The following is a 14328-nucleotide window of genomic DNA, read 5'->3' as shown; positions in this document are numbered from 1 at the left end:
CTTTGGAGCGGTAAACCGAGAAGACCAGTGAAGTTTGGACGGAACGGACCAGTGGGAGGCGTGCCCGGCCCTGTCTTGCGGGCGATCGAGTCCTTGCACATGCCAGCGATGCCCCAGGTCCTGCTGCGTTTCTTCAACGCGGCCGGCAGCGAGACGACGTCCACCGAGGCGCTCGCGAACCTGGTGCTGCAGGATCCGGCGCTCAGCGCCCGCATCCTCACCGCGGCCAACGCCGCCGCCTTTCGCCGCGGCGCGGAGTTGCGCAGCATCAAGCAGTCGCTGCTCGTGCTGGGAACGCGCATGGTGCGCACCATCGCCTCGTGCCTGCTGGTGCAGTCGGCGTTCCAGCGCGTGCCCGGCTCGGACGCGCGCGACCTGGCCGGCTTCTGGCGCCATTCCCTGCTGGTGGCCGAGCTGACGCGCGGCCTCGCGGCGGAGCTGGGCTTCGGCGACGACGAGGCCGAGGAGGCCTACCTCGCCGGCCTGCTGCACGACGTCGGGCAGCTGCTGCTGCTGGGTGGCCTCGGCGACGCCTACGGCGCGATCCTCGCGCGCGACCCGGGGGAGGACGGGCTGTCCGAGCTGGAACACGCCGTCCTCGACACCGACCACGGCGCGGTCGGCGCCTGGTTCGTCGACCAGTGGGAGCTGCCCTCGCTGATGGCCGACGCCATCCTGTTCCACCACCTGGCCGCCGACAAGGTGGCCGGCCTGGATCGCCTCGGCCGCCTGCTCTGGTGCGCCCACGCCGTGTGCACCGCCAAGCTCGGCTCGCAGCGCATCGGGCTGCAGGGCATCGAACGACTCATCGGCCTGGACGCGGCCCGCCTCGACGCGTTGCACGATGCGGCCCTGTCGCGCGTCGAGGCGCTGGCGACGGCGCTCGACGTGGCCAAGGCGCCGCGCCAGCAGACGGTGCCGCTGCGCGTCGCGCTGCGCCTGCCGGACGCCCGCGAGCCGCCGCCCGTCGACAAGCACGACGCCGCGCTGCAGGCCGTCACGCTGCCGATGACGGCGCTGCAGGCGCTGCCGCTGGACCTGTCGGCCGTGCACGGCGAGACCGACCTGCTGCTGTGCCTGCAGGAGGCCGCGCGCATCCTGTTCGGCGTGCGTCAGCTCGCGTTCTTCCTGCTGCAGCCGCAGCGCCAGGTGCTGTCGGCCGCCGGCACGGGCCTGGGCCGCGGCGCCCTGCAGCGGCTCGAGATCGCGCTCGACGCGGACGGCAGCCAGTGCGCGCGCGCGGCGCTCACGCGCGAGCTGATCGTGGCCTCCAACGTCGACGGGCCGGAGGCCACGCCGACCGACCGCCAGGTCGCGCGCGCGCTGGGCGCCGACAGCCTGATCTACCTGCCGCTGCTGGCCAGCGGGGCGCTGGTGGGCGTGATGGCGTTCGGCGTGTCGCCGGTGCAGCGCACGCGGCTGTCCGGGCGCTCGGCGCTGCTGGAGAACTTCGCCAGCGTCGCCGCCGCCAACCTCGGCGCGTGGCGCCAGATGCGCGAGCGCGAGGCGCAGGTCGCGGCCGAGGTCGGCGGGCGCTTCGTGCTGCAGGGCCAGCGCGTCGCCCACGAGGTCAACAACCCGCTGGCCATCATCCGCAACTACCTCACGCTGATCTCCAACGACGCGGCAGGCGGCGGCTCGGGGTCCGTGCAGCAGGCCGACATCGCCGTGCTGCGCGAGGAGATCGAGCGGCTCTCGGGCATCGTCACCAACCTGACCTTCGACACCGCCGCGCCCGTGGCCCCGGGCGGCGCGATCGACCTCAACCAGCTGGTCGAGGCGATGCGCACGGTCTACGAGGCCTCGCTGTTCGGCGCCGCCAGCGTGCGCCTGGAGCTCGAGCTGCCGCCCGAGCCGGTCTTCGCGAGCGTCGACCGCGACCAGGTCAAGCAGATCATCTTCAATCTCTGGAAGAACGCCGCGCAGGCGCTCAGGCCGGGCGAGGTCGTGCGAACCAGCCTGACCGCGCACGTCAACCAGAACGGCAGCATGTACGCCAGCATCGTGATCCAGGACACCGGCCCGGGCCTGCCCGCCGCGGTGCTCGGCTCGCTGTACCGGCCGCTGCCGACCGCCCAGGGCGCGCCGCGGACCGACGGCCGCGCGGGGCTGGGCCTGTCCATCGTGCTCGCGCTGGTCGAACGGCTGCGCGGAAGCATCAGCTGTCTGAGCCGGCCGGGACGGGGGACGACGTTCACCATCCTGGTTCCCGAACCCCAGAGGACTCTCTGATGAAGCAACTCCTGACTGCTTTCGGTTCGAACAGCGGGGCCGATGCGAGCATGCCGGAGAGAATCCTCATCGTCGACGACGAGGAGCGGCTGCGCAGCAGCATGCGGCGCCTGCTGGCGCATCCCGATCGCGTGTTCCTCGAGGCGGGCTCGGTCGCCGCGGGCGTGCAGGCGCTCGAGGCCAACGAGGTCGACCTGGCCCTGCTGGACATCGGCCTGCCCGACGCGTCGGGCCTGGACCTGCTGCGCTGGATCTCCCGGCATCGGCCCGACACGTCCGTCATCGTGGTCAGCGGCGACGTCCACATCGATTCGGCGATCCGCGCGCTGCGCGATGGCGCCGTGGAGTTCGTGCGCAAGGGCGAGGATTCGGAGTTCCTGCTCGCGCGCGTGGCCGACGCGCTGTCGCGCCGCCGGCTGCAGCGCGAGCATCGCCGCATGGCCGAACGCCTGGCGCAGTCGGAACGCCTGCACCGCTTCCTGGTCGACAACTCGCCCGACGTCATCTACGCGCTCGACGCCGACGGCCGCTTCACCTTCCTCAACACGCGCGCCGAGGCCCTGCTGGGCGTCCGGCGCGAGGAGCTGTATGGCCGCACGTTCTCGTCGGTCGTCGACGAGGCCGACCACCGGCTCGCCGTGCAGATCTCGACGTCGCCGCACACCGACGCCAGCGGCACGGCCACGGTGGAACTGCGCCTGAAGTGCCGCGCCGCCGAGCCGGGTGTCGCGGCGTCGCAGCCCATGGTGATGATGGTGTCGGCGATCGCGCTGTACGACGAGGCCGACGCCGGCGGCGCGCCGGTCTTCGCGGGCAGCTACGGCGTCGCGCGCGACATCACCGAGCGCAAGCGCATCGAGGAGATCATCAGCTTCCACGCGTTCCACGACCAGCTCACCGGCCTGCCCAACCGGCGCCTGTTCAAGGATCACCTCGAGCTCGCGCTGGTGCAGGCGGCGCGGCGGCAGGATCGCGTCGCGGTCATGTTCATCGACCTCGACCGCTTCAAGCTGGTCAACGACACCTACGGCCACCTCGAGGGCGACGAGCTGCTGCGCCAGTGCGCGCAGCGCATCCGCGACTGCGTGCGCGCGGGCGACACCGTCGCGCGCCAGGGCGGCGACGAGTTCACCGTGCTGCTGCCGGGCCTGAACGCCGCCGCGGACGCGATGCTGATCGCCGACAAGATCTCGACCGAACTGCGGCGCCCGTTCCAGGTGGCGGGCCGCGAGTTCTTCGCGACGGCCAGCATCGGCATCGCCGTGTCGCCCGAGGACGGCGACGCCTCCGAGCAACTGCTGCACAACGCCGACACCGCGATGTACGAGGTCAAGGCCAAGGGCAAGAACGCGGCGCGCGCGTTCTCGGCCGACATGCGCACCGGCTTCCTGCCGCGCCTGGAGCTCGAGCGCGACCTGCGCCGCGCGCTGCCCAACGACGAGTTCGTGCTGCACTTCCAGCCGCAATACAGCCTGCGCCTCGGCCGCGTCGTCGGCGCGGAGGCGCTGATCCGCTGGCGCCATCCGCAGCACGGCCTGATGAACCCGGGCAGCTTCATGGATCTCGCCGAGGAGACCGGCCTGATGGGCGCGATCAGCGCCTGGGTGATGGAGGAGGCGTGCCGCCAGCTGTCGCTGTGGCACGCCGCGGGCAGCACCGACCTGCGCGTCGCGGTCAATGTCTCGCCGCACGAGTTCAGCCGGCCGGACCTGGTGCAGCGGGTCTCGGAGATCGTCGCCCGCCACGGCCTGCCGCGCGAGGCGCTGGAGATCGAGATCACCGAGAACGTGCTGCTGCAGGACGTTCCCGGCGTCGTCGAGAAGCTGCGCCTGCTGCGCCAGACCGGCATCCGCATCGCGATCGACGACTTCGGCACGCGCTACTCGTCGCTGAACTACCTGCGCAGCTTTCCGATCAACACGATCAAGATCGACCAGTCCTTCATCCGCGACATCGAGGGCGACGACAGCGTCTCCCCCATCATCGTGGCCATCGTCGGCATCGCCCGCGGCTTCAACCTCGACCTGGTGGCCGAGGGCGTCGAGAACGACATGCAGCGCCGCGTGCTCGCGCGCCTGGGCTGCGACGAGATGCAGGGCTACCTCTTCGCGCGCCCGACGCCCGCGATCGACATGGACGCGACGCGCCGCTGGGAACACGCGGCGGGCTGAGCACGCGCCAGGCGCGGCCTGAAAATCCGTCACGCCAATCCAGGAGGGCACGCATGAAACCCGTCCAGGCCGCGGCCGACCAGTCCGCGCTGCTCGCGGTCATCGTCACGTCCGTGCGGCCCACGGGCGCGGACAAGAAGGCGACGACGACCTGGTTCGACATGTTCCGCATCGAGAACGGCCGGATCGCGGAGCACTGAGACTACGCGCCCAAGGAGTGAGATCGCTGCCGTCGCGCAGGGCACAATAGCGCCAGCGCGACGGCCAGACGGCAGCGGACGCGCATCGCCGAGGTCCTTCAGCATGCTTCCCCCGCGAATTGGCCGCTACGACATCTCCGCCGAGCTCGGGCGCGGAGCCACCAGCATCGTCTACAAGGGCGTCGACCCGGCGACGGGCCGCGTCGTCGCCATCAAGACGCTGCAGCGCAGCGAGGCCGACGCCGACGGAGACGCCGAAGCGATCCTGCTGCGCTTCCGCAACGAGGCGCGCACCATCGGGCGCCTGCGCCATCCGGGTGTCGTGGCCGTCGACGAGTTCGGCGAGGACGGCCTGCACAGCTGGATCGCGATGGAGTATGTCGAGGGCCGCAACCTCGACGAGATCCTGCTGCGCAACCCGCTGCCAGGCCACGAGCGCGCCGCGGCGCTGATGGACGAACTGCTGGACGCGCTCGCCTGCGTGCACGCCCAGGGCATCTGCCACCGCGACCTGAAGCCGGCCAACATCATGGTCACGAGCGAAGGACGGGTGAAGCTCACCGACTTCGGCGTGGCGCGGCTGCGCGACCTCGGGTTGACGCGCGTGTCGACCATCATCGGCACGCCCGCGTTCATGGCGCCCGAGCAGTTCACCGGCGGCGCGCTCGACCACCGGGCCGACCTGTTCGGCTGCGGCGTCCTGCTGTTCCTGCTCCTGAGCGGGCGCCGCCCGTTCTCCGGGCCGCCGGCCGCGGTGATGCACCAGATCCTGCACGAGGAGGCGCCGCTCCTCAGCCAGGCCGCCGGCGGGATGGCGGCGCGCGCGTACGACGACGTGGTCTCGCGCGCGCTCGCCAAGCGCGCCGACGAGCGCTTCTCGAGCGCCGGCGAGATGCGCGACGCGTTGCGCATCGCGGCGTTGCGGGCCGCGGAATCGACGCTCGCCACGGTGGTCAAGACGGTGGTGCAGACCGCCGTGCGCCCCGTCGTGCCGTCGGCCGATGCATCGAAGCCGCGTCCTTCGGGCGAGGACAAGGTGCCCGTCGATCGCCAGGTCGAGCCGGTGGTGATGAAGGAGGCGCCCGAACGCGCCGCGCGGGTGGACGCGTTCGCGCTCTATGCGCCGGACGCGAGCAAGCGCTAGCCTTCTTCCCAAGCCTCAGCGGCGCGCGGTCGGCCGGTAGAGGCACTCCAGGCTGTCGCCCCGGTAGATCTCGAACGGCAGCTCGCCCATGCGCAGCTCGCCGCGGCGGCGTTCGATCAGGCGCGACAGCGCGGCGACGCCCGGCCGCGCCGTCATCAGCTGCTCGCGCGCCCGGAAGATCTGGATGTTGAGGTGCGTCGGCTCCATGCCCAGCATCCGCGACAGCTCGGCGCTGCCCAGCCAGCCCTGCGCCCCCGGCTCGAGGCCGCGCTCCTGGTCCGCCACGCGGCGGCGCGCCAGCGTCACCAGGCAGTAGTGGTGCGTGCGTTCGCCGAGGTCGGTGCGCACGGTGCCGTCCTTGACCTCGAGGCGGGCGTGCTCCTCGTCCAGGCTGAGCCGCATGACGAGCCAGGGCGCGTCGGCTTCGCGGCCGATCTCCACGACCTGCGTGTCGTCCATCGGCGCCGCGGCCACGAAGCGGTGCGGGCCGGCGCCGCCGACCTGCAGGCGGTCGCCGTCCTTGAGCGCGCGCGTCTCGCCGTTCTGCTCCAGCATCCACAGGCCGGGACTGGCCTGGTAGATGCACAGTTCCGGCGCCTCGCTGCTGGGAAGCAGGTTGTGCGGCGCGAGCGCGATGACCGGCTGGCTCGAGTCCTGGGGCACCAGGGCGTCGGCGGGTTCGTCGACGTCCTGCACGCGCCAGGCCACGCCCGGACCGCGGCCCAGGCGCACCTCGGCGCCGACGGCCAGCGGGAACGGCTCGCCGGGCGCCAGCACCTGGCCGTCGACGAAGGTGCCGTTGCGGCTGTGGTCGGACAGCAGCCAGCGCCCGTTGCGCCAGCGCACGACGGCGTGCATCGACGAGATGCCCGGATCGTCGATCGCGGTATCGGCGCGCAGCGCATTGCGGCCGAACACGTGTTCGGCACGCAGCACCACGCGTTCGCCGGTGCGGGGATCCAGCAACGTACCCATTCGCGCAACTCTCCGCGCCGACTTCACGCATCGGCACAGCGCCAAGTGTAGTGGCCCCGCCGGACGGCGCCGGGCGAGGGCGGGGTTCACGCGTTATCTCCCGTAATGGATTCAACGCGACGGCCGGCCGAACATGCGTTCCATGCCAGCCCGCAAGCACGAACCATCCGACGAATCCCAGGAGACTTCCATGTTCAACACGCCCATCGAACCCCGCCTTCGCATCTCGCCGTCCGTGCAGAACATGATGGCCTTCGTCGGCAAGCCGCTGCCGTCCGCCTTCGACCTCGACCTGTGCCGCGACCAGGTGCCGGCCTCGCGGGAATGCGAGGCGACGCGCTTCGCGGCCGAGGCGCGCAAGTCGACCTCGCCCCACGCGTTCAAGCCCGCGTTCAGCGCCGCCGACTGGCGCGCGTTCGCCAGCTTCTGCGTCGTCCGCCGGATCCCGGCCGGCGAGCGCCTGCTGATCCCGGGCCGCACCGACCGCACGCTGCGCTTCGTCGTCGAAGGCGGCTTCTGGCAGGCGGCCGACGGCCAACCGACGCTGCTGCCCCCCGGCACCATCGTTGGCGAGGACTCGCTGTTCTCGGACGCGCCCGGCGGCCTGGACGTCCGCACGCTCGAGGACTCGCTGATCCTCGAGCTCTCGTTGCCGCGCCGCATGGAGCTGATCGCCATCTGCCCCGCCATCGCCTTCGAGCTGCTGCGCGCCGCCGGCGCGGTGGTCGCCGCCCGCGGCCGCGCGCCTGAGACGCACGGCGAATTCGCGACGCACTGATTCCAGACATCCACTTCGGAGAAACGCCATGACGACGTACGTGCTGTCCCTGACCGGCGACGAGGAAAAGGCCGCCAACGCCACGCACTGGGCGACCTTCCGCAAGGCCAGGATGGTCTCGATCTCGCGCAGCGTGCGGGAGAAACCCGCGGCCGACCTGGCGGGAACGGACAGCATCGTCATCACCGGCCACGGCTCGCTGGATCAGGTCGACACCCGTTGCGCCTCGGTCACGCGGCACCCCCAGGCGCTCGCGGCGCTGCTGGTGCGCACGCTGGACATCCAGGACGGCGCGGGCGTCGTCCTCGCCGACTTCGACAGCGACGAATTCGCGGCCGACGTGGTGGCCCAGATCGCGGCGCTCGGGCGCGAGGTGAAGTGCCCGGGCCGCGCCTCGAAGTTCGCGTTCGGCGCGGCCGTCCGCTCGCGCGTCGCGCGCGCCTGAACCGGCCGCGCCACCTTCCCACCTTTCTTCTTCTTCAAGGAATATCGCCATGCTCGAGAACCTGTTGCGCGTCGGCGCGCCGTCCCCTCTGCCGGTCACCCCTGATTCGAACGGCGGCGCCGGCACGGTGTGCTCGCGCGGCGTCCAGATCGAGACGCTCGGCGCCGCGACCTACAAGCACCTGCCCTTCGTCGTCAACGGCATCAATTCCGTCGACCAGGGCGGCGTGGACGTCGTGAGCTACAACTTCTCCGGCTGCATCATGGCCGTCTACAAGGTGGGCGGCGTCTTCCGCGTCTGCCACGTGTCCACCGGGCCGGGGCAGGACTGCAAGGACGAATGGAACCGCGTCAAGGCCGGGGCGACCTCGGTGTTCGAGTTCAAGCCGTCCGACTTCGTCGAGACCGGCGGGGCGGCACTGCTGGGCGTCTACGGCCTGATCACCGCCGACCTGCAGACCTATGCGATCACGGTCGTCCAGAACGCGGTGCAGAACGGCGGGCCGAAGGTCGCGGCGATCACGAAGGCGCGCCTGCTTCGCTGACTGGCACGGGGTGCGGGCCGTCGACGCCCGCCGCAACTTGTCCCGCCGGGACGGCGCTTCGTCGCTTTCCCGGCGCGGTCGCGTCGGCTTGCCCCTAGAGTCCGCCGCGTCAGCCACTTGCCGCCGCGGCGCCCGACGCCATGAATCCCGTTTCCGTCGACGCCGGTGCCCCGTCGGGCATCCGTCGCGTTCTCGATCTCACGATCGTCCGCATCGTCCTTGCCCTCTTCACGACCGCGCTGGCCGGCGGCCTCGCGCAGGCCCTCGTCGGCGAGGTGGCGCACCGGCGCTTCCACGCGGGCTGGCCCGACGCCTGCGGCGCGCTGGCGGCGCTCGCGGGCTATGCGCTCTACGTGCGCGTCGTCGAACAAAGAGCCGTCGCCGAACTGGGCTGGCGTGGCGCGGTCGCGGAGATCGCCGCGGGACTGGCCGGCGGCGCCGCGCTGGTCGGGGCCGTCGTGGGCAGCCTCGTGCTGGTCAGCATCTACCGGATCGACGGCGTGAATGCCGCCGCGGCGTCGGGGCTCGTCGCGGGGTTCGCGCAGATGATGTTCGTCGGCGTGTTCGAGGAACTGCTGATGCGCGCCGTCCTGTTCCGGCTGCTCGAGCGATCGCTGGGCAGCTGGGCCGCGCTGGTCATCTCCTCGCTGCTGTTCGGCCTCGCGCACCTGCCGGGCAACGGCGCGGGCACGCTCGCGCTGGTCATCGCGATCGTCGCCGGTGCCTTCTTCGGCGCGGCCTGGCTCGCGACGCGCCGCCTGTGGCTTTGCGCGGCCCTGCACGTCGGCTGGAACTTCACGCTGGGCCACGTGTTCTCGGCCGCGGTCTCCGGCCATGAACGCACGCCGGGGCTGGTCGAGGGCCACCTGCAGGGGCCCGACTGGGTCACCGGCGGCGCCTACGGCCTCGAAGCCTCGGTGCTCACGCTGGCCTTCCTCGCGGCGGCCGGGACATGGCTGCTGGCCCACGCGATCTCGCATGGGCATCTGGTGGCGTGGCGTTCCCGCGCGGCGACGCCGCGGCCGGTGGTCGCGGCGACGAGGGCGGTCGGCTGATATATCACGATGTGACATAATTGCGTCGACTCACCGAGCGCGACGCCATGCCCAGTCCCCAACGCCCGCCCCTGACCAAGAGGGAATTCGAAGCCCTCTCCGAGTTCCGGTTCCAGATCCGCCGCTTCGAGCGCTTCTCCGAGGACGTCGTGCAGCGCTTCGGCATCACGCCGCTGCAGTACCTGATGCTGCTGCACATCAAGGGCTATCCCGGCCGCACCTTCGCGACAGTCGGCGAGCTGGCGCAGCGGCTGCAGGCCAAGCCTCACGGCGTCGTGGCGCTCGTGACGCGGGCCGAGGAGCGCGGCTTCGTGGAGCGGCGCCAGGGCGAGGCCGACAAGCGCCGCGTCGAGATCCACCTGCTGCCCGAGGGCGAGCGCGTCCTCGCGCACCTGGCCGAACTGCATCGCACGGAGCTGGAATCGCTGGGCAGCGTGTTCACGATTCCCAGCATCAACCGATAGGGGCGGCCGTGAGCGATCAAGCCAGCTTCGCGCGCGATCCGAAGCGCGCCCACGACGAACGGCGCGATTTCGCGCCCGCGGAGCGGCTGCCGCGCGTCGTCGCGCTGGCGGCGGTCATCGGCGGCATCAGCGCGCTCGCGGCGTGGTTGCTGCTGCACCTGATCCGCCTGTTCACCAACCTGTTCTTCTTCCAGGTGCTGTCGACGCGCAACCAGTCGCCGGCCGCGAACACGCTGGGCCTGCTCGTGATCGCGGTGCCGGTGGTCGGCGGACTGGCCATCGGACTGATGGCGCGCCATGGCTCGGAGAAGATCCGCGGGCACGGCATTCCCGAGGCGATCGAGGCCATCCTGTTCAACAAGAGCCGGATGTCGCCCAAGGTCGCGATCCTGAAACCGATCTCGTCGGGCATCGCGATCGGCAGCGGCGGCCCGTTCGGCGCCGAAGGCCCGATCATCATGACCGGCGGCGCGCTGGGCTCGCTCGTCGGCCAGTTCTTCCGCATCACGGGGGGCGAGCGCAAGACGCTGCTCGTGGCCGGTGCGGTGGCGGGGATGACAGCGGTGTTCGGCACCCCGATCGCCGCCGTGATGCTGGCGGTCGAACTGCTGCTGTTCGAGCTGCGGCCCCGCAGCCTGCTGCCGGTGGCCGTCGCCTGCTGCGTGGCGGCGGCGGTGCGCCCGCTGCTGCTCGATGGCGGGCCGCTGTTTCCGTTGCACACCGCGGTCGCCGGCCTCGCGACGCTGGGCTCCTGCGTCGCGGCCGGCTTGGCGGCGGGTGCGTTGTCGTGGACGGTCTCGACGACGCTCTACAAGGTGGAGGACGCCTTCGGCCGCCTGCCGATCCACTGGATGTGGTGGCCCGCGCTCGGCGGCGTCGTGGTCGGCATCGGCGGCTGGCTCGAGCCGCGCGCGCTCGGCGTGGGCTACGACGTCATCGCCGACCTGCTGGCCAACCGCCTCGCCGTCGGCGTGGTGCTCGGGCTGATCGTGTGCAAGGCCGTCATGTGGGTCGTCGCGCTCGGCTCGGGGACGTCCGGCGGCGTCCTGGCACCGCTGCTGATGATGGGTGCGGCGCTCGGCGTGCTCGTCGGCCCGTGGCTGCCCGGCGGCCAGCCGGCGCTGTGGCCGCTCGTGTTCATGGCCGCGACGCTGGGCGGCATGATGCGTGCGCCGATCATGTCGGTGATGTTCGCGCTCGAGCTCACGCAGGACGTCAACGCGCTGCTGCCGCTGCTGGTCGCCTCGGCCGTGGCCTACGGCTTCACGGTGGTGACGATGCCGCGCTCGATCCTGACTGAGAAGATCTCGCGGCGCGGCCACCACATCTACCGCGAGTACGGCATCGATCCGCTCGAGCGCCACGTCGTCTCGGAGGTGATGACGCGCGACGTCGTCACCATCGACGGCGAGGCGGCCATCGCCGACGCATTGCGGCGCCACTTCGGCGCCACGCAGGCGCATCGCGCCTTCCCCGTGCTCGTGGGCGCGCGCTTCATCGGCATGGTCGACCGCGAGACGCTCGCCGACGGCCTGCGCCGCCTCGGCGACGCGCGCGTGGCCGACCTGTTCGGCGCGAACGTGCCCGCGATGGCGCTGCCGGCCGAGAACTGCCGCATCATCGCGACCCGGCTCGCCGTCCACGGCCTCGAGCGCCTGCCCGTGGTGAGCGACCCGCAATCGCGCCGCCTGGTGGGACTGATCGCACGCAGCGACCTCGTCAAGCCGTCGCTGGCCGTCGGCGACGAGGAGGCAGTGCACGAGCGCTTCCTCGCGCTGCCACTGGGCGCCGCGCGGTCGCGCTTCCGCGCGTTGACGGGCGGCGGCGCCGACCGCGGCGAGGACGCCTGAGATGGACGGACTCGACGTCCGACAGTGGCTGGCCACGTTCGTGCCGGCGCCGATGAACGTGTCGAGCAGGGAGATCTTCCTCGGCTGCCTCGGCGCGCTGCTGGGCGTGTTCTGCGCCGCGTGGCTGAGCCATCGCATCCTGGCCGGCTTCAACCCGTGGTTCATCGCACCGATGGGTGCGTCGGCCGTGCTGCTGTTCGCGGTGCCCGCGAGCCCGCTGGCGCAGCCGTGGTCCATCGTCGGCGGCAACCTCGTCTCGGCGCTGATCGGCGTGACGTGTGCCGCGCACATCGACGACGTCGCCATCGCCGCGAGCCTGGCCGCGGCGCTGGCCATCGCGGCGATGTTCGCGCTGCGCTGCCTGCATCCGCCCAGTGGCGCGGTGGCGCTGACGGCGGTGCTCGGAGGCCCGGCGATCAAGGCGCTCGGCTATCGATTCGTGCTGTGGCCCGTCGCGGTCGACACGCTGCTGTTGCTGCTGGCGGCGCTGGTCTTCAACGTCTCCGCGCGGCGTCGCTATCCGCACCACGCGGCGCCGCCGGCCAACGCCCATCACACGCGCGACGAGCCGCCGGCCGCGCGCGTCGGCCTGACGGCGCAGGACCTGGACGCCGCGCTGCGCGCGCGCGGCGAGCTGCTGGACGTCAGCCAGGACGACCTCGAGGCCCTGTTCCTCGAGGCGGAGCGGCGCGCCTGGACGCGCCGCTTCGGCAGCCTGCGCTGCGAGGACGTGATGTCGCGCGACGTCGTGTGCGTGCTGCCGTCGACGCCGGCGCGCCAGGCGTGGCAGCTGCTCATCGACCACGCGGTCAAGGCGCTGCCGGTGGTCGACGCGCAGCGCCGCCTGCTGGGCATCGTGACGCTGCACGACTTCTTCCTCGGCCGCGACCTGGCGCCGGGCGCCGCGGGCGACGCGGCCTGGCTGGTCGCGGACATCATGACGCACGAGGTGCTCACCGCCAGTCCGCGCCAGGAGCTCGTCGACCTGATGTCCGCGTTCTCGGAGGGCGGACGCCACCACCTGCCCGTCATCGACGGCGAGCGCCGGCCCGTCGGCATGGTCACGCAGTCGGACATGGTCGCGGCGCTGTTCCGCGCGGGGCTGGAGCGACACTAGCCCAGGATCACCTGCAGGCTGTGCTCGTAGGCGTTCGTCAGCGCGTCCAGGCGCTCGAGCATCGTCTCGCTCGCATGCACCAGCGCGCGGCGGCCGTCCGCGGTCTGCGCCGTCCGCAATCCGGCCAGCAGCCGCAGCCACTCGTCGCCGATCGCGGCCAGGGCCTGGCGGATCTCGGGCGAGCGCAGCGGCGCCTGTTCCAGCTCGCGCTGCGCCGCCTCGAACTCGTCGAGCAGCGCCGCCGCTGCGTCGGACGGCGCGCGCGGCGATGACAGCGCGCAGACGAGGCTCAGCTTGGCGATGCGCTGCGCCCGCATGCGTTGCCGGCCGCAGATGTTGACGATGTGCAGCGCGCGCCGGCCCGAGGCCTCCTGCAAGGCCTGCGTGAGCTGCTCGGCGGCCTCCAGCAAGCGGGCGGCGAGCGCATCGATGTGCGCCAGTTCGTCGAGCGCGACGCGCGCGGGCGCGAGCGCGGCCGCCAGCGCCTCCCAGCAGCGCGTTGCCTCGGCCAGCGCCGCCTGGGCGGACGTGCCGGCGCATTGGCGGGCCAGCATCGCGAGGTTGTCGTGCACCCGCTGCGTCGACTGCGCGGCGATCTCCGCGGCCGATCGCGCGTCGAGCCTGAGCAGCCGCTGCGCGACGACGCGCACGAGCCGCTGCGACAGCATGCGCAGCTGCCCCGCGCGATTCATCGCGTCCGCCCATTGGGCCGCCTCGACCACCGAGCGCGACACCTCCCCCAGGCGCAGGTTCACGTTCATCGCCGCGCTGCGGAGCAGGCCGAAGGCCTCGCTCTCGTCGAGGCCGCGCGCGCTCATGAGCACGCCCTTCGCGCGGTCGACGCAGCGGCGTTCGTCGAGCTGCCCGTGCGCGCGTGCGAGCGCGCGTCGCAGGGCGGTCTCCCGGCCATGCCTGGCCTGCGCGATCGAGCGGCCCGATGCAAGAGCGGCCGCGGCGTCTTCTTCCTGCCCGAACCACTGCCAGTGATGGATGCCCAGCTCGGCCGCGCGTGCCGCCATTGCGGCATCGATCGCGACGGGCGGCGTCAGCAGCAGGACGGCGCAGGGCGGCGCGCCGCCCCACGGGGATAGCGCCGCGGCGAGCTCGGCGGTCAACGTCGGCGCAAGGCAGACGAGCAACTCGGGCAGCGCGCTGTTGGTGCGCTGCACCAAGTTGTGGCCGCCGCATGCCTCGCCCAGCGGCACGGCCAGCGTGTCGAACGCGGCGCGCCAGGCCCGGTCGGCGGGGCCGGTGAGATCGAGCGACAGGGTGGGCGACATCGGTGGCACGAGGAGAGGCGAGAGCCGGGCGGGCTGGTTCGACATGTCGCAAGCTCCGTGCCGCGCAATCGCG

13 protein-coding genes are annotated in these 14328 nt (G+C 72.0%); 11 read left to right on the top strand and 2 right to left on the bottom strand.

From position 1 onward, the window contains the following. The first annotated feature begins 108 nt into the window (after positions 1 to 108). From LPC04_RS04815 to LPC04_RS04800, 4 genes are all read left to right on the top strand, one after another. Positions 109 to 2232, top strand: a complete 2124-nt coding sequence (locus tag LPC04_RS04815) for an HDOD domain-containing protein (protein WP_275681047.1) — start codon at positions 109 to 111, stop codon at positions 2230 to 2232. A gap of 50 nt (positions 2233 to 2282) precedes the next feature. Beyond that, positions 2283 to 4403, top strand: coding sequence for a putative bifunctional diguanylate cyclase/phosphodiesterase (locus LPC04_RS04810; protein ID WP_275681046.1), 2121 nt, complete (start codon positions 2283 to 2285; stop codon positions 4401 to 4403). Positions 4404 to 4456: 53 nt separating this feature from the next. Continuing rightward, on the top strand, positions 4457 to 4603 hold the full coding sequence (locus tag LPC04_RS04805; protein WP_275681045.1) for a hypothetical protein: 147 nt from the start codon (positions 4457 to 4459) through the stop codon (positions 4601 to 4603). A 103-nt stretch (positions 4604 to 4706) separates the two neighbouring features. Further along, a complete protein-coding gene (locus LPC04_RS04800) occupies positions 4707 to 5747 on the top strand; it encodes a serine/threonine-protein kinase (RefSeq protein ID WP_275681044.1) in 1041 nt (346 codons plus the stop codon). 15 nt (positions 5748 to 5762) lie between these two features. Here the strand turns inward: LPC04_RS04800 and LPC04_RS04795 are convergent, their stop codons facing one another. Next, complete coding sequence (locus LPC04_RS04795; RefSeq protein ID WP_275681043.1) at positions 5763 to 6722, bottom strand: FHA domain-containing protein; 960 nt, start codon at positions 6720 to 6722, stop codon at positions 5763 to 5765. 190 nt (positions 6723 to 6912) lie between these two features. Between LPC04_RS04795 and LPC04_RS04790 the strand changes: the two genes are divergently transcribed. From LPC04_RS04790 to LPC04_RS04760, 7 genes are all read left to right on the top strand, one after another. Next, on the top strand, positions 6913 to 7500 hold the full coding sequence (locus tag LPC04_RS04790; protein ID WP_275681042.1) for a Crp/Fnr family transcriptional regulator: 588 nt from the start codon (positions 6913 to 6915) through the stop codon (positions 7498 to 7500). A gap of 28 nt (positions 7501 to 7528) precedes the next feature. Further along, the gene (locus LPC04_RS04785) at positions 7529 to 7945 is read left to right on the top strand and encodes a hypothetical protein (RefSeq protein WP_275681041.1); all 417 of its coding nucleotides are present in this window, start codon (positions 7529 to 7531) and stop codon (positions 7943 to 7945) included. 49 nt (positions 7946 to 7994) lie between these two features. After that, positions 7995 to 8489 (top strand): hypothetical protein, encoded by a 495-nt coding sequence (locus LPC04_RS04780; RefSeq protein ID WP_275681040.1) that lies wholly within the window; start codon positions 7995 to 7997, stop codon positions 8487 to 8489. A 140-nt stretch (positions 8490 to 8629) separates the two neighbouring features. Then, positions 8630 to 9544, top strand: a complete 915-nt coding sequence (locus LPC04_RS04775) for a CPBP family intramembrane glutamic endopeptidase (RefSeq protein ID WP_275681039.1) — start codon at positions 8630 to 8632, stop codon at positions 9542 to 9544. A 47-nt stretch (positions 9545 to 9591) separates the two neighbouring features. Continuing rightward, positions 9592 to 10008, top strand: coding sequence for a MarR family winged helix-turn-helix transcriptional regulator (locus LPC04_RS04770; RefSeq protein ID WP_275681038.1), 417 nt, complete (start codon positions 9592 to 9594; stop codon positions 10006 to 10008). A gap of 8 nt (positions 10009 to 10016) precedes the next feature. Next, positions 10017 to 11858, top strand: coding sequence for a chloride channel protein (locus tag LPC04_RS04765; RefSeq protein WP_275681037.1), 1842 nt, complete (start codon positions 10017 to 10019; stop codon positions 11856 to 11858). A 1-nt stretch (position 11859) separates the two neighbouring features. After that, positions 11860 to 12975, top strand: a complete 1116-nt coding sequence (locus LPC04_RS04760) for an HPP family protein (protein WP_275681036.1) — start codon at positions 11860 to 11862, stop codon at positions 12973 to 12975. Here LPC04_RS04760 and LPC04_RS04755 read toward each other — a convergent pair. Further along, entirely contained in the window at positions 12972 to 14255 is a 1284-nt protein-coding gene (locus tag LPC04_RS04755) for an ANTAR domain-containing protein (protein WP_275681035.1), read from the bottom strand. The genes LPC04_RS04760 and LPC04_RS04755 overlap by 4 nt on opposite strands. Between the last annotated feature and the right edge of the window lie 73 nt (positions 14256 to 14328).

The sequence above is a fragment of the Scleromatobacter humisilvae genome (assembly GCF_023231945.1).
Classification (GTDB): domain Bacteria; phylum Pseudomonadota; class Gammaproteobacteria; order Burkholderiales; family Burkholderiaceae_C; genus Scleromatobacter; species Scleromatobacter humisilvae.
The sequence above is the reverse complement of the archived record's forward strand: the minus strand, read 5'-3'. Positions and strand labels throughout refer to the sequence as shown.